17 protein-coding genes and 1 pseudogene are annotated in these 16,826 nt (G+C 72.5%); 7 read left to right on the top strand and 11 right to left on the bottom strand.

Annotated elements, in window-relative coordinates; all coding sequences use genetic code 11:
• Positions 1–70: 70 nt before the first annotated feature.
• Together HCK04_RS07565 and HCK04_RS07560 are read right to left on the bottom strand one after the other, a co-directional pair.
• Positions 71–919 carry a hypothetical protein gene (locus HCK04_RS07565; protein ID WP_142646240.1) on the bottom strand — a complete coding sequence of 283 codons (849 nt, stop codon included), beginning with the start codon at positions 917–919 and terminating at the stop codon, positions 71–73.
• A gap of 182 nt (positions 920–1,101) precedes the next feature.
• Positions 1,102–1,758 (bottom strand): TetR family transcriptional regulator, encoded by a 657-nt coding sequence (locus HCK04_RS07560; RefSeq protein WP_142646239.1) that lies wholly within the window; start codon positions 1,756–1,758, stop codon positions 1,102–1,104.
• Positions 1,759–1,967: 209 nt separating this feature from the next.
• Between HCK04_RS07560 and HCK04_RS07555 the strand changes: the two genes are divergently transcribed.
• The gene (locus HCK04_RS07555; protein ID WP_142646237.1) at positions 1,968–3,035 is read left to right on the top strand and encodes an acyl-CoA dehydrogenase family protein; all 1,068 of its coding nucleotides are present in this window, start codon (positions 1,968–1,970) and stop codon (positions 3,033–3,035) included.
• Positions 3,035–4,207: an acyl-CoA dehydrogenase family protein gene (locus HCK04_RS07550; protein WP_142646235.1), complete on the top strand. Its 1,173-nt coding sequence runs from the start codon at positions 3,035–3,037 to the stop codon at positions 4,205–4,207. The genes HCK04_RS07555 and HCK04_RS07550 overlap by 1 nt, the downstream gene beginning before the upstream one ends.
• A gap of 72 nt (positions 4,208–4,279) precedes the next feature.
• Here HCK04_RS07550 and HCK04_RS07545 read toward each other — a convergent pair whose 3' ends face one another.
• On the bottom strand, positions 4,280–6,406 hold the full coding sequence (locus tag HCK04_RS07545; RefSeq protein ID WP_142646233.1) for a hypothetical protein: 2,127 nt from the start codon (positions 6,404–6,406) through the stop codon (positions 4,280–4,282).
• Between the two features lie 283 nt (positions 6,407–6,689).
• Between HCK04_RS07545 and HCK04_RS07540 the strand changes: the two genes are divergently transcribed.
• Genes HCK04_RS07540 through HCK04_RS07525 form a run of 4 tightly spaced genes read left to right on the top strand, consistent with a single transcriptional unit; the run spans position 6,690 to position 10,047 of the window.
• Positions 6,690–7,757: an ATP-binding cassette domain-containing protein gene (locus tag HCK04_RS07540; protein ID WP_142646232.1), complete on the top strand. Its 1,068-nt coding sequence runs from the start codon at positions 6,690–6,692 to the stop codon at positions 7,755–7,757.
• Positions 7,754–8,428, top strand: a complete 675-nt coding sequence (locus HCK04_RS07535) for an ABC transporter permease (RefSeq protein ID WP_142646230.1) — start codon at positions 7,754–7,756, stop codon at positions 8,426–8,428. Before HCK04_RS07540 ends, HCK04_RS07535 begins: the two co-directional genes overlap by 4 nt.
• Positions 8,425–9,087: an ABC transporter permease subunit gene (locus HCK04_RS07530; protein WP_142646228.1), complete on the top strand. Its 663-nt coding sequence runs from the start codon at positions 8,425–8,427 to the stop codon at positions 9,085–9,087. The genes HCK04_RS07535 and HCK04_RS07530 overlap by 4 nt, the downstream gene beginning before the upstream one ends.
• A 39-nt stretch (positions 9,088–9,126) precedes the next feature.
• Entirely contained in the window at positions 9,127–10,047 is a 921-nt protein-coding gene (locus tag HCK04_RS07525; RefSeq protein ID WP_142646226.1) for an ABC transporter substrate-binding protein, read from the top strand.
• Positions 10,048–10,426: 379 nt separating this feature from the next.
• On the opposite strand, the gene HCK04_RS07520 is transcribed toward HCK04_RS07525, so the two are convergent.
• From HCK04_RS07520 to HCK04_RS07510, 3 genes are all read right to left on the bottom strand, one after another.
• The gene (locus HCK04_RS07520; protein ID WP_142646224.1) at positions 10,427–10,855 is read right to left on the bottom strand and encodes a hypothetical protein; all 429 of its coding nucleotides are present in this window, start codon (positions 10,853–10,855) and stop codon (positions 10,427–10,429) included.
• Positions 10,848–11,120, bottom strand: coding sequence for a type II toxin-antitoxin system ParD family antitoxin (locus HCK04_RS07515; RefSeq protein ID WP_142646222.1), 273 nt, complete (start codon positions 11,118–11,120; stop codon positions 10,848–10,850). The genes HCK04_RS07520 and HCK04_RS07515 overlap by 8 nt, the downstream gene beginning before the upstream one ends.
• A gap of 125 nt (positions 11,121–11,245) precedes the next feature.
• Entirely contained in the window at positions 11,246–12,082 is an 837-nt protein-coding gene (locus tag HCK04_RS07510) for a helix-turn-helix transcriptional regulator (RefSeq protein ID WP_142646220.1), read from the bottom strand.
• 132 nt (positions 12,083–12,214) lie between these two features.
• On the opposite strand from HCK04_RS07510, the gene HCK04_RS07505 reads away from it, so the two are divergent.
• Positions 12,215–12,838 (top strand): YbhB/YbcL family Raf kinase inhibitor-like protein, encoded by a 624-nt coding sequence (locus HCK04_RS07505; RefSeq protein ID WP_142646218.1) that lies wholly within the window; start codon positions 12,215–12,217, stop codon positions 12,836–12,838.
• Positions 12,839–12,945: 107 nt separating this feature from the next.
• Here HCK04_RS07505 and iolD read toward each other — a convergent pair whose 3' ends face one another.
• From iolD to HCK04_RS07485, 5 genes and pseudogenes are all read right to left on the bottom strand, one after another.
• A complete protein-coding gene (gene iolD / locus HCK04_RS07500) occupies positions 12,946–14,808 on the bottom strand; it encodes a 3D-(3,5/4)-trihydroxycyclohexane-1,2-dione acylhydrolase (decyclizing) (protein WP_142646216.1) in 1,863 nt (620 codons plus the stop codon).
• Positions 14,805–15,617: a 5-deoxy-glucuronate isomerase gene (iolB, locus tag HCK04_RS07495; RefSeq protein ID WP_142646214.1), complete on the bottom strand. Its 813-nt coding sequence runs from the start codon at positions 15,615–15,617 to the stop codon at positions 14,805–14,807. Before iolB ends, iolD begins: the two co-directional genes overlap by 4 nt.
• The gene (locus HCK04_RS43430; protein ID WP_260617156.1) at positions 15,614–15,745 is read right to left on the bottom strand and encodes a hypothetical protein; all 132 of its coding nucleotides are present in this window, start codon (positions 15,743–15,745) and stop codon (positions 15,614–15,616) included. Before HCK04_RS43430 ends, iolB begins: the two co-directional genes overlap by 4 nt.
• Before the next feature lie 99 nt (positions 15,746–15,844).
• Positions 15,845–16,039, bottom strand: a pseudogene (locus HCK04_RS07490) (PfkB family carbohydrate kinase); the annotation flags it as partial.
• 18 nt (positions 16,040–16,057) lie between these two features.
• Positions 16,058–16,801 (bottom strand): GntR family transcriptional regulator, encoded by a 744-nt coding sequence (locus tag HCK04_RS07485; RefSeq protein ID WP_142646213.1) that lies wholly within the window; start codon positions 16,799–16,801, stop codon positions 16,058–16,060.
• Positions 16,802–16,826: the final 25 nt, after the last annotated feature.

The raw sequence follows: 16,826 nt of genomic DNA, 5'->3' as shown, positions 1-16,826 counted from the left end.
GGGGCCGTCCAGCGCGGTTCCGGTTATTACGTATTCCGATGCGGGAGCGTACGTATACGTATTGCGGGGGTCAGATATTCAGGCCGGGCCGCAGCACGAGCAGATAAAACGCCACCACGGCGGCGTAGCCGGCGAACGCCCACAGGGGAAGCCGCCAGCCCGCGTCCGTCCGATTCTCGCGTTCGTACGGCCGGCCCGCATTGACCGTCATGAATCCGACCAGCGCCATTCCCGGCCCCCAGCAGCCGAGAATGCCGTAGAAGACCACCTCGGGGTCGCCGCCGAGCCCGGCGGGCACCAGCAGCGCCAGGCCGATCAGGTAGGGGATCCACAGGCGGGTCACGGACGCCTTGCGGTCGCGCGGCGTGTCCAGCGGCACGCTCGCGGGCAGCGAGTCGAGGTACATCCGGCTGAACGGCCGGGTGACCAGATAGAGCAGCCCCATCCCAGCGGCGGTGACGAGGAACTGCACGGCGACGGGCACGTTGTAGAGCCGGGCGATGACGCCGGTGTCGCCCACCGTGAGCAGCGGCATGACCACCAGATAGCCCAGGAACGCCGTGATGCCGGTCATCGCCAGCCACATGAGCAGCAGGCGCGGATAGGAGGGCCCGCGCCGGCGGTAGAGCGCCCAGCAGACGAGGCCCGTGACGAGGCTGCCGATCGGGCCGCCCGCGGCCACGAGGGCCTCGTGCGCCCGTTCCGGCGAGGGCACGTGCAACTCGACGAACTGGCCGATGGCAGGATGGAATCCCAGCGCGCGGGCGGCCAGCGCGTGCGACCCCTCGTGCAGGAACACCTCGACGAGTTGTGCCGTCGCGTACGACAGGGCAAGCGGTCCCCAGGCCGCGCGGACGGAGGGAGTGGGGGGAGCGGCGGCGTCCTGCCGGGCCGCCGGGATGTCAGGGGGGCTCGTCATCCTGTCATGGAACCAGAACCCGCAGACCCGGTCCAAGCGCTTTCGGGCAATTGGAATTTCAATCCAGTTGGAGTGGAACTCGTTCTAGCAGGAGACGACGGCTCACCCTATCGTGCATATCCGTCTTACCCGAGGGCGTGGCCGGTGTATCGCCGGATTTCATCGGGCGACGGAAGGAAATTCTAGAAACCCGCCAGCAGCCGATCGGCCGCGATCTCGATCCGGTGCTGGATCTGCTCGTAGGTGCGCCGCCCGCGCAGCATCTCCAGCAACTCCTGCACCCAGACCCCCGCCAGGGAGCCGGTGAGGGCGAGCTGGTCCTCCGGGGGAAGGCTCACCGTGCGGCCCTCGGTCGCGACCCGCAGCAGCAGGCTCGCCATCCGGTCGCCGAACGGCGCCTCCACCTCCGCCATGATCAGGGAGCGGATGAGCGCGTCGGCGAGCTCCGGCTCGCGCATCAGGCCCCGCGTGGCCCGCATCAGCACGTCGACCGCGCGGCCCGCGGGGTTGGCGGCCTGCGGCGGACGCCGTTCGATGCTGGACTCCAGCAGGTCGATCTCCTCGCCGACCACCGCCACGACCAGGTCCATCTTGGACGGGAAGTAGCGGTAGAGCGTTCCCAGGGCGACGCCCGCGCGCTCGGCGACCGTGCGCATCTGCATCGCCTCGACGCCTCCACGGGAGGCGAGGGCGGCCGCCGCCTGGACGATGCGCCGGCGCCGTTGGTGCTGGCTCCGGGTGCGGACCCCGGGAGCGGCCGGAGCCGGATGGCCGCCGGCAGAGGAGGGGCCCTCGGGAAGTGGTGGTGGAGCGTCGGCGAGTGCATGCGAAGTGCGCATAGGAACACGTTATCTGATTTCCGCCCCTTCCGGATGGTTACCCGCCGGTCACAAAAGGCGCTGGCGGCTTTATGACTTTCTTGTTTCGGCCGTGCGTCGCTACCGGTTCGTGAGCCCTACCCTGGACACAGGTTAGAATCCGTTCTAGTTTGCGGTTCTGGGCGGATTCCCGCCCCGCAGGCAGGTCCGTGGAACACGCGGGAGGTCCGGTGGACTTCGACCTCGACGAGACCCATGCCGAGGTGCGCGCGCTGGCCGCGTCGGTGCTGGACCGGGAGGCGGACCAGGCCAGGATCGAGGCGCACGAGCGCGGCGGCCGGCCGTACGACGCGGGGGCGTGGAAGGCGCTGGCACAGGCGGGCCTGCTCGGGGTGTGCCTGCCGCCAGAGGCGGGTGGCGCCGGGCTCGGCCCGCTCGCGATGGCGGTGATCCTGCGCGAGGCGGGGGCCCGCGTCGCGCCGGTTCCCGCGCTGCCCGGCCTCATCGCCGCGCTGACCGTCGCCGCGCACGGCACGGACGCCCAGCGCCGGGCGCTCGCGCCGTTCGCCGAGGGAGACGAGGTGCTCACCGTCGCCTTCCGCGAGGCCGGGGCGGGCACGGGCGACCCGCCCGCCGCGATCGCCGAGAACGGCAGGATCACCGGGCGGCCCGGTGTCGTCCCGTACGCCGCCGAGGCGTCGGCCGTCCTCGTGCCCGCGCGGTCGGCGGACGGGACCGCGCTGTTCTTGGTGCGGCCCGCGGACGCGCGGCTGCTGCCGGCCTCGACGGCGGCCGGGGAGCCCGCGGCCGCGGTCGTCCTGGAGGACGCGCCGGGCGAGATGGTGGGGGAGCCGGACGGCGCGGCCGTCGCCGCGCTGCGGCTGAACACCCTGGCCGCGGTCACCGCGGCCGCCTCCGGAGTCCTCGCGGGCGCGCTCGCGCTGACCAAGGGACACATCGCCGCGCGCCGGCAGTTCGACCGGGTGCTCGCCGAGTTCCAGGCCGTGACCATGCAGATCGCCGACGTCTACATCGCCGCACGCGCGCTCGACGTCGCCATGTGGACGGGAGTGTGGCGGCTGGGCGAGGGGCTGCCCGCGGAGCGGGACCTGGCCGTCGCCGCCCACACCGCGGCCGGGGACGCCGTACGCGCGCTCTACACCTGTCAGCACCTGCACGGCGGCATCGGTCTCGACGTGACCTATCCGCTGCACCGCTACTTCGGCCTGGGCAAGCACCTCGCCCACCTGCTGGGCGGTGAGCGGGCCCAGCTCGACCTGATCGGAGCGCTGATCTGATGTTCATCGAGCTGACGGCGGACCAGCGGCGGCTCCGCGACGACCTGCGCGACTACTTCGCGTCGTGCCTGACCCCCGAGCAGCGCGCCGAGATCGCCCGCGACCCGTTCGGCGAGGCGTACCTGGCGCACTGCCGCAGGCTGGGCCGCGACGGCAAGCTCGGCCTCGGCTGGCCGAAGGAGTACGGCGGGGGCGGATACGGCCCGGTGGAGCAGCAGATCTTCGCCAACGAGGTCGCCCGGGCCGAGGTGCCCTACCCGCTGATCACGCTGCAGACGGTCGGCCCGACGCTGATGCGCTACGGCACGGACGCGCAGAAGGAGTTCTTCCTGCCGCGCATCCTCGCCGGGGAGTGCCACTTCGCGATCGGCTACACCGAGCCCGAGGCGGGCACCGACCTCGCCTCGCTGCGGACGACGGCGGTGCGCGACGGCGACCACTACGTGGTCAACGGCCAGAAGGTGTTCACCTCGGGCGCGCACCACGCCGACCACATCTGGCTGGCGGCCCGCACCGATCCGGCGGCGAAGAAACACCGCGGGATCACCATGATGATCGTCGACTGCACCGACCCCGGGTTCTCCTGGACGCCGATCGTCACGATGGACGGCCGCCATCACACCAACGCGACGTACTACTCGGACGTGCGCGTCCCGCTCGACATGGTCGTCGGCGAGGTGGACAAGGGCTGGGACCTGATCGTCAGCCAGCTCAACCACGAACGCGTCACGCTCGGGCCCGCCGGCGCCATCGGGCACACCCTCGACCGGTTCGCCCGCTGGGCGAAGACCGGCCGGGGACGCGACGGCGCGCCGCTGTGGGATCACCCCGACGTACGGCGGGCCGTCGCCGGGGTGTACGCGTGCTTCCGCACGAACGAACTGCTCAACTGGCAGGTCGCGGCGTCGATGGACCTCGGCTGGCTGGGCGCCCCCGACGCGTCGGCCACCAAGATCTACGCCTCGGAACGGGTGCAGGAGGTCGGCCGGATCGTCGGCGACACGCTGGCCCGCTTCGGCGACCCGTACGACGAGGAGACGCGCGACCTGATCGAGCGGGTGGACCGGGGCGTCAAGGGCGGCCTCGTGCTCACCTTCGGCGGCGGCGTCAACGAGGTGCAGCGGGAGCTGATCGCCATGCTCGGGCTCGGGCTGCCCAGACCACCCCGCTGAGCACGCGCCCGGCAGCGGTTTTCGGGGGGTGCGCGCGTTCCGGGTGTCCCGGGTGTTGCGGGCGTTCCGGGATCAGGGCGTGAAGACCGTCGGCACGTTGAAGAAGACGATCAGCGCGATGATCAGGCAGATCAGGATGCCGACGGCCTCCCACAGCCAGTCGTAGTGCCGGTCGCCCTTGCCCCGGCGGCTCTTGCGGGTGCCCGTGCCTGTGCCCTTGCTCTTGCTCGTGCTCTTGCGCGTCGCGTTGCCGGTGCTCTTGCTCTTGTTCGCGCCGCTGCCGCCGGACGTCCGGCCGGCGTGCTTGCGGGCGGGACGGCGCGGGGCGGCGGGCCGGGGCACGGAGAGCGCGGCGACGGCCGGGTGGATCAGGACGTCGTTCTCCGTCGAAGACGCCTCGACGGCCCGCGCACCGTACGTCTCCACCGGCTTCACCGGCTCCGCCGTCTCCACCTGCGGCTCCTCGGCCGGTCGCGCGGCCTCCCACGGCGCGGGAGCGAACGCGTCCACAGGGGAGGCGGCAGGGGAGGGAGCGGGGAAGAGCGCCTCGGCGGGCGGCGTCAGCGGAGGTTCGTCGGCCGGCTCCTCGACCCGGGGGAAGCCGGACGACTCCTGGGTCCCAGGGAAGCCTGGCGCCGCCTCGGTCGTCGGGAACGTGCCGGTGGACTCGCCCTGTCGCGACGTGTCCGCGGGATCGGCCGTACGGAACGCGTCGAAGGGCACGGCGAAACGCAGCGTGTCGAACAACGCGTCCAGCGGCTCCGCCGGGCGGGACGGGCCGGCGGCCCCCGAGGCGTCCGAAGGCACCGCGGGACGCGGTGCGGTGCCGAAGGCGTCGAGGGGCTCCGCGTGACGAGGCGTGCCGGACGTCTGCGGCGTGGCTCCGAAGGCGTCGAACGGCTCGGTGGGCCGCGCGGTGCCGAAGGCGTCGAACGGTTCCGCAGGGCGGTGTGCCGTGCCGAAGGGATCGAAAGGTTCCGTGGGCGGCGCGCTGCCGAAGGCGTCGAACGGTTCCACCGGATGGGGCGTGCCGGACGTCCCGAAGGCGTCGAAGGGGCGCGCGCCCGTGCCGAAGGCCTCGAACGGATCCGTACGGGGAGGGGTGGTGCCGAAGGCGTCGAACGGCTCGGGAGCAGGCGCGACGTCCGGAGCGGGCGGCGGTGCGGCGGGTGCGATGGGCGTGATCTGCGTGCTCTGCGGGCTCTGCGCGGCTTCCGGAGGGGAGGCCTGGGGGGACGCCTGCGGCTCCACCGGCGCGGTCAGGGCCGCCGGGCGCTGGGCCGGCCGCTTGTCCGCGCGCTCGTCCGGCCGCTCTGTGGGCGCGGACCGTGCGGCGCGCTTCCTGCGCAGCCGGCCCTCGCCGAGCGAGTTGAGCAGCGCCCCGCGCAGCCGGGGCATGGGCTCGGTGGCCGCCTCGTGCTTCGCCTTGCGCCGGGAGCCCTGCGGCTGCCCGATGGCGTCGGCCTTGACCACGCACGTGTTGGTGACCTGGTCGGGGTCGCTGAGCGGCAGCGGCCAGGTCGGGGTGGTCGGCCACAGCTTCTTGGTGACCAGCCCGGAGGACTTCTCCGTCGTGGCGCTGCCCGGCTCGTTGTACGGCAGCGCCGCCAGCACCCGGTCGCGTACGGACGCGGCCGGGCGGCGCCAGGGCAGCCGGGCCAGCACGTCGCCGAGAGGGGAGACGCCGATGGCGTCGTAGACCTCCGCGACGCCCGGCGGCACGAACGGCGCCGACCTCGCGGCGGTCACCGCGGTCTCCAGCGTCTTGGCGAAGCGGCGCGTCGCGCCCGCGATCAGCTCCTCGGCGGTGTCGGCCGCGACGTCGAGGACCACCGACAGCTCGTGCGCCGTCAGGCCGCACACCTCAGCCAGCAGCAGGACCTCGCGCTGGTGCGGCCGGATGTCACGGAAGACCCGCTCGATCAAGGAGGTGGCGGGGTCGGCGACGGAGTCGACGGCCGGCATCGCGTAGCTGACGTCGCGGCGGTAGATCTCCCGCCGACCCAGCGCGTACAGCGCGGCGCGCGAGGGCGGCTCGGCGGTCGGTACGGTGGTGAAGACGGCCACCACGGCGTCGGCGGCGGACGCCGTCTCACCGAGCTGGTCGTGGCAGTACGCGAACAACCCCGCCGCGTGACGCTCGTAGAGCTCGGCGATGAGCTCGCTCCTGGAGCGCAGACCGGTGAGCGGTGCAGTCACGACCGGCTCCTCTGAGTTTCTTGGCTGGTCCGTTCTGAGGGACGCGGCGGAGGGACGGGAGAGGCGTGAGAGTAATCATGCCAACACATCACCGCGTCACGCATCATGAGATGCCCTATTGATAGATATCTAGGCCCGGATTTCGGGTGATCCCGCCGTAGGCTGACCGGCGGGTGTTGTGTCCGGATCGGGGCGCGTGGGATATCCGAGGGGTTCGGAGGGAAGAGCGAGGGGGCCTCCCGGTGTTGGGTTGATCGCACACTCTTTCGAAGGGCGAGATGGCGTGATCACGTTCGAAGACGTCACCAAGCGCTACCGGGATGGGACGGTGGCCGTGGACGAGCTCAGCCTGGAGGTGCCCACCGGTGCGATCACCGTGTTCGTGGGCCCGTCCGGCTGTGGCAAGACCACGTCGCTGCGGATGATCAATCGCATGATCGACGCCACCTCCGGCCGCATCACCCTGGATGGTCAGGACGTGCGCGAGATCGACCCGCCGACGCTCCGGCGCGGCATCGGGTACGTGATCCAGCAGGCCGGCCTGTTCCCGCACCGCAAGATCGTGGACAACGTCGCGACGGTGCCGTACCTGCTGGGCTGGAACAAGAAGAAGGCGCGCGCCCGCGCGATGGAGCTGCTCGACCTGGTCGGGCTCGATCCCGGCCTGGCCGGCCGCTATCCCTTCCAGCTCTCGGGCGGGCAGCAGCAGCGCGTCGGCGTGGCGCGGGCGCTCGCGGCCGATCCTCCGGTGCTGCTCATGGACGAGCCGTTCAGCGCCGTCGACCCGATCGTGCGGGCCAGTCTCCAGGACGAGCTGCTGCGGCTGCAGTCGGAGCTGCGCAAGACGATCGTGTTCGTCACCCACGACATCGACGAGGCGGTCAAGCTCGGCGACACGGTGGCCGTCATGCGCGTCGGCGGGCGGCTGGCCCAGATGGCCGGCCCGGCCACGCTGCTCACCGAGCCCGCCGACGACTTCGTCCGCGAGTTCCTCGGCCGCGACCGCGGCATCCGGCGGCTGTCGTTCATCTCGGCCAAGGAGGTGCGCCTCCGCCCGGCGCCGCCCGATCTGGTGACCGACGAGGACGGCAGGCCGCTCGGCTGGCGTACCGCGGAGGGGCTCGCCGCCCACGGAACTTTCAACCCGGAGACCGACTCGCTGCGCGCGGCGCTCGACGCGGCGCTGCTGTCCCCCAACGGCACCGCGATCGCCGTGGACGAGGAGGGCCGCATGCGCGGCGTGGCCGGCCGGGACGCGATCGACGAACTGCTCGCCGAGTACGCGCCGCCCGCCTCAGGCCCCGCACCCGGAGCTTCGAGCGGCGGCGCCTCCGAGGGGGCGCCCACGTGACCGACGAGCCCCTGGTCCGCTGGGACTGGATCGCGCGCAACTGGGACAACGGCGGCCCCACCGCGATCAGCGCCCTGCTGGAGAACCACGTCGTCATGGCCTTCCTGCCCGTGCTGTTCGGGCTGGTCGTGGCGCTGCCGCTGGGCCTGGCCTGCGTACGCTGGCGCTGGCTCTACCAGCCGACCGCCGCGCTGATGAACGTCACCTACTCGCTGCCGTCTCTCGTCCTGTTCTCGATCTTCCTGTCGATCACCGGGCTCACCCGGTCGACCGTCGTCATCCCGCTGACGTTCTTCGCGCTCGCGGTGCTGATCCCCGCCGTGGTGGACGGCCTGGCCTCGGTGCCCGACTCCGTACGGCAGTCGGCGGTGGCGATGGGGTTCCGGCCCGCGCGCCGGCTGCTGCGGGTCGAGCTGCCGGTCGCGGCGCCGGTGGTGCTGGCCGGGCTGCGGGTCGCGACCGTGTCCAGCATCAGCCTGGTCAGCGTGGGCGCGCTCATCGGCCAGGGCGGGCTGGGCAACCTGTTCATCGACGGCTGGCAGCGGCAGTTCTACACGCCGATCGTGGTCGGGATCGCGCTCATCGTCCTGCTCGCCGTGCTCGCCGACGGGCTGCTCGTGCTCGCCCAGCGGCTGCTGACTCCCTGGTCCCGGGCGAGGAGGACGGCGTGAACTGGCTGGCCGACTTCTTCGGCGACGCGGGGCACTGGTCGGGCCCGGACGGCATCCCGGTCCGGCTGCTCGAACACCTGGAGTTCTCGGCCGCGGCCTTCCTCATCGCGGCGCTGATCGCCGTGCCGCTCGGCATGCTCATCGGCCACACGGGCCGCGGCGCGCTGCTCGTCGTGGTCGCGGCGAACGCCGCCCGGGCGCTGCCGACGCTCGGCCTGCTCGTGCTCGTGGTGCTGCTGGCGGGCGTGGGGACCGTCCTGCCGGTGCTGATCCCGCTGGTCGTGCTGGCGGTGCCGCCCATCCTGGTGAACACCTACGAGGGCGTGCGGGGGGTGGACGCCGACCTGCGCGACGCGGCGTACGGCATGGGCCTGCGCGGGCGTCAGGTGCTGTTCCGCACGCTGACCCCGGTCGCGCTGCCGCTCATCCTGCTGGGCCTGCGCCTCGCCGCCATCCAGGTCGTCTCGACCGCCACCGTGGCGGCGTTCGTCGGGCTGGGTGGTCTCGGCCGGTTCATCATCGACGGCCTGGCGACCAAGACCTACGCGGACGTGGTCGGGGGAGCGGTCCTGGTGGCCGCGCTCGCCCTGGCCGTCCAGTTCGCCTTCGTCCTGCTCGACCGGGTGATCGTCTCGCCCGGTGTCCGCCAGGTCCGCTAATCTCGATTTTATCCCCCTATAATGAAGGGATTTTCTGTTATGAGGCGTATCTTCGGCGTCGCGGCGGTCGCTCTGACCGCGGCGCTCACGTTATCGGCCTGCGGGAGCTCCGACCCGCTCTCCACGACCGCGTCCGCCGCCCCGTCGGAGTCGGGCTCGGGCGACGCCGCCGCCACGAAGGTCGTCGTCGGCTCGTTCAACTTCCCCGAGAGCGTCCTGCTCGCCTCGATGTACGCCCAGGCCCTCCAGGCCAAGGGGGTCACGGTCGAGGAGAAGCCCAACATCGGCAGCCGCGAGGTCGTCTACGACCAGGTCAAGAGCGGCGGCCTGACCGTGCTGCCCGAGTACGCCGGGTCGCTGCTGGCCTTCGTCGACAAGTCGAGCACGGCCAGGACCAAGGACGAGATCCTCGCGGGCCTGAAGGCCAAGCTGCCCCCGGAGCTGGAAATCCTGGAGCCGGCGGCGGCCGAGGACAACAACTCGCTCACGGTCACCAAGGCCACGGCCGACAAATACCAGCTCACCACCATCGAAGACCTCGCCAAGGTGGCGAAGGACTTCGTGGTCGGCGGGCCGCCGGAGTTCAAGCAGCGCCAGGAGGAGAACTTCAAGAACGTCTACGGCCTGGAGTTCAAGCAGTGGAAGCCCACCGGCGACACCACCGCTGACGCGATCAAGAGCGGCACGGTCCAGGTGGGCAACGTGTTCACCACCGACCCCAAGATCGTGCTGAACGACCTCGTGCCGCTGCAGGACAACAAGAACGCCTTCGGCTCCGAGAACGTGACGCCCCTCGTCTACAAGGCCGGGGTCAACGACACCGTGACCTCCACGCTGAACGCGGTCTCCGCCAAGCTGGACACCGAGACGCTGGTCACCCTGATGAAGCGCATCGCCGTCGACAAGGACGACCCGCCCGTGGTGGCCAAGGACTGGCTCACCCAGAACGGCCTGGTCTGACGGCGGCCACGTAGCCGAACGCCTCCCGGCCGGAGCATGCTCATGCTCCCCGCCGGGAGGCGTTCGGCTGTCCGCACCCCGACGGCGCTCGGCCCGGCGCGGTCTCCGCTGGCCGGTGCCGGTGCCGGTGCCGGTGGTGTCGGCCGGCTTTGCCGAGCCAGGCCACCGTCGGCTGTGCCGAGCCAGGCCACCGTCGGCTGTGCCGAGCCAGGCCACTGTCGGCTGTGCCGAGCCAGGCCACTGTCGGCCGTGCCGAGCCAGGTCACCGTCCGGCAGTAACGACCTGTCACAGTGGGCGTCACGCCTGACCCGGCCGCCTGCCTTCGCCCCGGCTACCGGTTTCGTCCGCAGTGCTCCGGCCTTCAGGCCGGGGAGCGCGTCAATCGGGGTCGGAGATCTCCGTCACCTGCACGCCGTCCAGGTCGAGCCCTGCCCACCGGCCCGCGTCCAGTGTGAGGATGTCGGCCCCCTCCAGCCGGGCGAGCATCACCGTGTGCGCGTCCTCCCACGACGGCCTGCCGTCGCCGGTCAGCCGCGCGGCTGCCTGCCCGAGTTCGAGCGCGTCGTCGAAGTCGCCCAGCGGGCCGTACGCCCCGTGGTCGAGGCGGGCGATTCCGCGCACCGCCGGCAGGAACCCCGTCTTGTCGCTGCCGCCCATCTCCGCGGCCACGGCGGCGACGACCAGTGCGGGCACCGTCAGGCGCAGGCCCTGCTGGTCCAGCTCCAGCAGCAATGTGATCAGCGGCATGTCCCCGCGGGCGACCTCCGACACCACGGTGGTGTCCAGGACGAAGCCGCGCTCACTCATCGGCTGCCTGTGCCAGGTGCCGCTCCCGCTGCGCGAGCACGTGGGCGGTCATCCGGGCCACCTTGGCCGACGCGGCGGGGTCCGACCGCACCGCCTGGGCGGCGGCGCGCACCGCGGCGTCGGCCTCGCGGTCCGCCTCGGCCCGCCGCGCCAACGCGGCGTTGACCACCGCCGACACCGACCGGGCCCGCCCGGCGGCGACCTCCGCGTTGGCGTACTCGAGCAGGTGCTCCTCGATCGTCACACTGACAGCCCTCGTCGTCATGCGATAACCATACGATGACCCCGGGCCGGTCGCCCGCCATTCCCGCCACGGCGGGTTCCGCTGCCCCGGTCGGGCGCTGGTGGTCGGGCGCTGGTGGTCGGGCGCTGGTGGTCAGGCGGTGGTGGTCAGGCGATGGCGGTCAGAGCGGCGGAGCGGGCAGTGACGAGGGTGCGCAGGGCGTTCTCGGTGGCCTGGTCGGCAGGGGTGAGGACGAACAGGCGCTGGTCGGAGCTGTCGACCGCGTGGAACGTGTCATAGGCCAGAGTCATCAGGCCGACGTCGTGGCGCAGGATGCGTTTGGTGCCGCGGGAGCGTTCCTCGACGTGCTGGTCGGCCCACCAGGCGGCGAACTGCGGGCTCTCGGCACGCAGATCGGCCACGAGCCTGGCCAGCACCGGGTCGCCGGGGTGGCGGGTGCGGTTGGCGCGCAGATTGCCCACGGTCTCGCGGGCGAAACGTTCCCAGTCGAGCTGCCCCTCCCGCAGGTCCGGTTCGCAGAACAGGATGCGGGCGGTGTTGCCCAGCCGCCCGGCCCCGAACTCGTCACCGAACAGCGCCTTGGCGGCGTTGTTGCAGGCCAGGATGTCGAAGCGGAAGTCCATGACGTACGCGGGCAGCAACGGCATGCCGTCCAGCAGCGCGCGCAGCGACGGCGAGAGCGGGGCGGGAACGTACTCCGGCGGCGGTGCCTCGCCCCGCGCGACCAGGTAGAGATGCCTCCGCTCGGCAGGGCTGAGCCGCAGCGCGGTGGCGACGGCGTCCAGCACGGCGGATCCGGGCATGCCGACGCGGCCCTGCTCCAGCCGGATGTACCACTCCACGCTGACCGCGGCGAGCTCGGCCACCTCCTGGCGGCGCAGCCCCGGTGTGCGCCGTCGCCCACGGACGGGCAGCCCGGCCTCCTGAGGGGTCAGCCGTTCCCTGGCCGCCCGCAGGAACGCGCCCAGTTCGTCACGTCGCATGCCGACAAGCGTGGCAGAAGGGGCGTGTCCCCAGGGAGGTACGCCGGATACCAGGCTCCCGAGCGCCTGGTCACGCGCCGAGCCGGGGCGGAAGGGTGACGAGCACATCCCGACACGTTGAGGAGAGCAGTCATGAAGCGCACGTTCACCGCCCTGGCCGTCGCCGCCGTCACCGTGGCCACCACAGCGGCCACCACAGCGGCCACCACCGCGGCCGCCGGCACCCAGACCGCCTCGGCGGCCCCCACCGGGACGCCCGCCTTCGGCTACCACAAGGTGCGCGCCGGCGTCCCCGCCCACGTCGCCGGGTTCCATGTGGAAAGCCCGGACCTGGCCGCCGGCACGTTCCCGGCCAAGGCATTCTCCGACGGCTTCGGCTGCACCGGCAAAAACGTCGCTCCCCGGCTGAGATGGTCAGGCGCCCCGGCCGGGACCAAGAGCTTCGCGGTGACCATGTTCGACCGGGACGCTCCGACCGGCAGCGGCTTCTGGCATTGGGCGGTCCGCGGCATTCCGGCCTCCGCCACGTCGATCCCCAAGGGCGTCGCCGCCGGGGCCAACGACACCGGCGAGAGGGGCTACCTGGGCCCGTGCCCGCCCGCGGGCGACCGCCCGCACCGCTACGAGGTGACCGTCCTGGCGCTGGACGTGGCCGACGCGGAAGTCCCGCGGAACGCCACCCCCGCCCTGGCCTCCTTCGCCCTGTCCTCCCACGTCATCGGCTACGCCCGCATCACCGCGACCGCCAAGCGCTGAGAACGGCCTCGGCTTCGTTCACGGCGTCTCGGGGCGTCTCGCGGCGTCCGGGATCGCCGAGCGCCCAGCCCGCAGAGACACCCGGGCCCGCAGAGACACCCGGGTCCTCAGAGGTAGGGCCGCTGGTCGCGCTTGGCCTCCTCGTAGCGTTCGCGCGCGGCGCGCGCCTCGGGGAGCCCGGACACCTCGGCCACCGGCACGTCCCACCACGCCTCGGCGGCAGGTGCGGGGCCGGGGACCGTCTCGACGTAGACCACGGTCGTACGGGGGGAGGCGACCGCCTTGGCGAGCGCGGCCCGCAGGGTCTGTGGGTCGGTGGCCGTCAGCACGTCGGCGCCGAGGCTGGCCGCGTTGGCGGCGAGGTCCACCGGCAGCCGCTCCCCGTCGAGCAGGCCGCCGGGGCCGCGCCTGCGATAGGCGGTGCCGAGCCGGAGCGCGCCGACCGACTCGCTCAGCGCGCCGATCGAGGCGAAGCCCTGGTTGTCCACCAGGACGATGACGAGCTTGACGCCCTCCTGCACGGCGGTGGCGATCTCCTGGGCCATCATCAGGTAGGACCCGTCGCCGACGAGCACGAAAACCTCGCGCTCGGGGGCGGCGAGCTTCACCCCAAGGCCCCCGGCGATCTCGTAGCCCATGCAGGAGTAGCCGTATTCGACGTGATACTGCCCGGGGTCGGAGGCCCGCCAGAGCCGGTGCAGGTCGCCCGGCATCGACCCTGCGGCGTTGACCACCACCCCGCCCGCGGCGACCTCGTTCAGCACGCCGAGCACGACCGGCTGGGTCAGCTCGGTGCCGCTGCGGAACCGGTCGATCTCCGCCTGCCAGGCGGCGGCCAGCTCGGCCGCGCGGGCCGTCCAGCCGGGGTCGGCCCGCCAGTCCACGTCGCCGAAGGCCGCGTCGAGCGCCGTCAGAGCCTCCCGCGCGTCGGCGACGAGCATCTCGGCCGCGTGCTTGGCCGCGTCGAACGCCGCCACGTTGACGTTGAGGAACCGGGCCCGCCGGAACAGCGTCCGCGAGGCGGTGGTGAAGTCGCTGTAGCGGGTGCCGATCCCGATGACCAGGTCGGCCTCACGGGCCAGGGTGTCGGCCGCGCGGGTGCCGGTGTGCCCGATCGCGCCCACCGCGCACGGATGGTCGTACGGCAGCGCGCCCTTGCCGGCCTGGGTCTCGGCCACCGGCACGCCGTGGCGTTCGGCGAAGCGGGCCAGCTCGGCGCAGGCGTCGCTGTACCCGACCCCGCCCCCGGCGATGATCAGCGGGCGGCGCGAGCCGCGCAGCAGCGCGACGGCCCTGGCCAGGGCGGCGGGCTCGGGGACCGGCCGGGCCACGTGCCACACCCTGCGGGCGAACAGCTCCTCGGGCCAGTCGTACGCCTCGGCCTGCACGTCCTGCGGCAGCGCCAGCGTCACCGCGCCGGTCTCGGCGGGGTCGGTGAGCACCCGCATGGCTCCCATCAGGGCCGCCGGAAGCTGCTCGGGCCGGTTGATCCGGTCCCAGAAGCGGCTGACGGGCCTGAGGCAGTCGTTGACGCTGACGTCGTACGAGCGGGGGTCCTCCAGCTCCTGCAGCACGGGTGTGGCGGCCCGGGTGGCGAACAGGTCGCCGGGCAGCAGCAGCACCGGCAGCCGGTTGATCGTGGCCAGCGCGGCCCCGGTGAACATGTTGGTCGCGCCCGGCCCGATCGAGCCGGTGCAGGCGAGCGTGGACAGCCGGCCGGACTGCCGGGCATAACCGGCGGCCGTGTGCACCATCGCCTGCTCGTTGCGGGCCAGGTAATAGGGCAGCGGGTCGCGCGTGCCCGCGCCCTGCTCGGCAAGGGCCTGCCCGACGCCCGCGACGTTGCCGTGCCCGAAGATGCCGAAGCACCCGGCGATCAGCCGGTGCTCGACGCCGTCGCGCTCGGTCCATTGCCGCGCGAGGAACCGCACCAGCGCCTGCGCGACCGTGAGCCTCGTCGTGTCCGTCATGAGACACCTCCCAGCCGGGGATCGACGGGCTGACCGGCCCACGTGCCGCGGATCCACGCGTGCCTCGGGTCGTCGGAGAAGGCCATCGACCGCTTGTCCGCCGGGCCGGCCAGGACGTTCAGGTAGTAGAGGTCGTAGCCGGGTGCGGCCATCGACGGGCCGTGATAGCCGTGCGGCACGAGCACGACGTCGCCCGCCGACACCTCGGCCAGAGTCTCGTGGGTGCCGTAGACCCGCTGGTAGCCGGGGCCGCCCTCGAAGTAGTAGATCTCCTCGAGCACGGACTCGTGCTCCGACGCCGTGTCGTGCTTGTGGGGCGGATAGGACGACCAGTTGCCGCCCGGCGTGATCACCTCGACCGCCACGAGCTTGTCGCAGCCGAACGCCTCGGGGGAGCAGAAGTTGTTCACCTGCCGGGTCGCCTGCCCCGCGCCCCGGATCTCGACCGGCACGGCCTCGGCCGGGCCATACCTGACGGGCAGGCGGCGGGTGGCCCGGGCGGCCGGAAACGCGATCCTGCCCCTGCCGGTGACGGTGACCCGCGTGTCGATCGGCAGGTACGCGAAGTCGGTCGGCCCGGAGAACACCGAGGGGCGTCCGGTGAGCGACAGCCGCAGGCCGTCGGCGACGACCTCGCACGCGCCCGCCAGCGGCAGGACGAGCATCTCCTCCTCACCCGTCGACAGCTCCACCGGCCGGTCCGTCAGGTTCACGACCCGCAGCCCGGCGTACGTCCAGCCCGCGGCCTCGGGGGTGATCTCGACGTCCCAGGGGCCGGAGGCGGCCGTGCCGTACGGAACGTGGGTCATGTGGCCTCCAGCAGGGCGACCGCGGCGTCCACGGCCGCGGCGACGTCGTCGTCCGGTGGGCAGAGCAGCGCCCGCTCCGGGTGCCAGGCCCGGTCGTCCAGCAGGCGGCGGCGGTCCTCCTCACGCATGCCCGGCGTCCCCCCTTTCCTGCCCCTCCATCAGGGACGTTCCCCGGGTGCGGGGGCAGTCCCCGCGCGGAACCCCGCGTCATGACGGTCTCGACATTCGCGCAGCGCGTCGTGCACGAACTCGCCGAACGGGTCGGCGCCGGTGCGAGTGATCACGGCGCTGCGGCGGCCCAGGCGGGCGGCGGCCGCGGCCACGTTGGCCGGGCTGCCGCCCAGGTATTCGCCGAAGGACGTCACCTGCCGCAGGGAGACCCCGACCTGCAGGGGATAGAGGTCCGCCCCGACCCGCCCCATGGATGAGGAAAGGGTGATTCAGCGCTCGACGAGGGTGACCTCAAGGGAATAGTGCGAGGCGCGGTACACGTGCGAGCCGTGCTCGACCGCACGGCCCTGGTCGTCGTACGTCGTGCGGACCATCGTGAGCAGCGGGCAGCCGCGCCGCTCCTCCAGCAGCCGCGCCTCCGATGCGGTGGCGGCGCGGGCGCCGATGCGCTGGTGCGCCACCCGCATCCGGATGCCGGTCTGGCGCAGCAACTCGTAGAGCCCGCGCTCCTGCAGCGACTCGGCGGACAGCGGGGCCAGCCCGACCGGCAGCCAGTTGTGCAGCAGGGCGAGCGGCTCTCCCATGGCGAACCTGATCCGTTCCAGCCGCAGCACCTCGGCGCCCGGCTCGACGCCCAGCGCCGCGGCGGCCTCCTCCCCGGCAGGCACGGTTTCGAGGGACGACACCCGGGTCTCGGGCTTCTGCCCGGCCCTGCGCAGGTCGTCGTACAGGCTGGTCAGCTCGACCGAGCGCTTCACCTGGCCGTGCACGACCTGGGTACCGACGCCGCGCTTGCGGACGACCAGGCCCTTGTCGACGAGGAACTGGATCGCCTGGCGGATGGTGGGGCGGGACAGACCGAGCCGCTCGGCGAGCTGGATCTCGTTGTCCAGCCGGGAGCCGGGGGGCAGCGTGCCGGCCTTGATGGCCTCGGAGATCCGCTCGGCCACCTGGAAATAGAGGGGCACGGGACTCGACCGGTCGATGTCGATGTCCAATCGGGTGACGGTCACGATTCGACGGTAGCTGACATCAGAA

Origin of the sequence: Microbispora sp. CL1-1 (genome assembly GCF_012034195.1) — a bacterium.
In the GTDB taxonomy this organism is placed as follows: domain Bacteria; phylum Actinomycetota; class Actinomycetes; order Streptosporangiales; family Streptosporangiaceae; genus Microbispora.
Note: the sequence above shows the minus strand (reverse complement) of the source record. Positions and strands in the feature narration are given on the sequence as shown.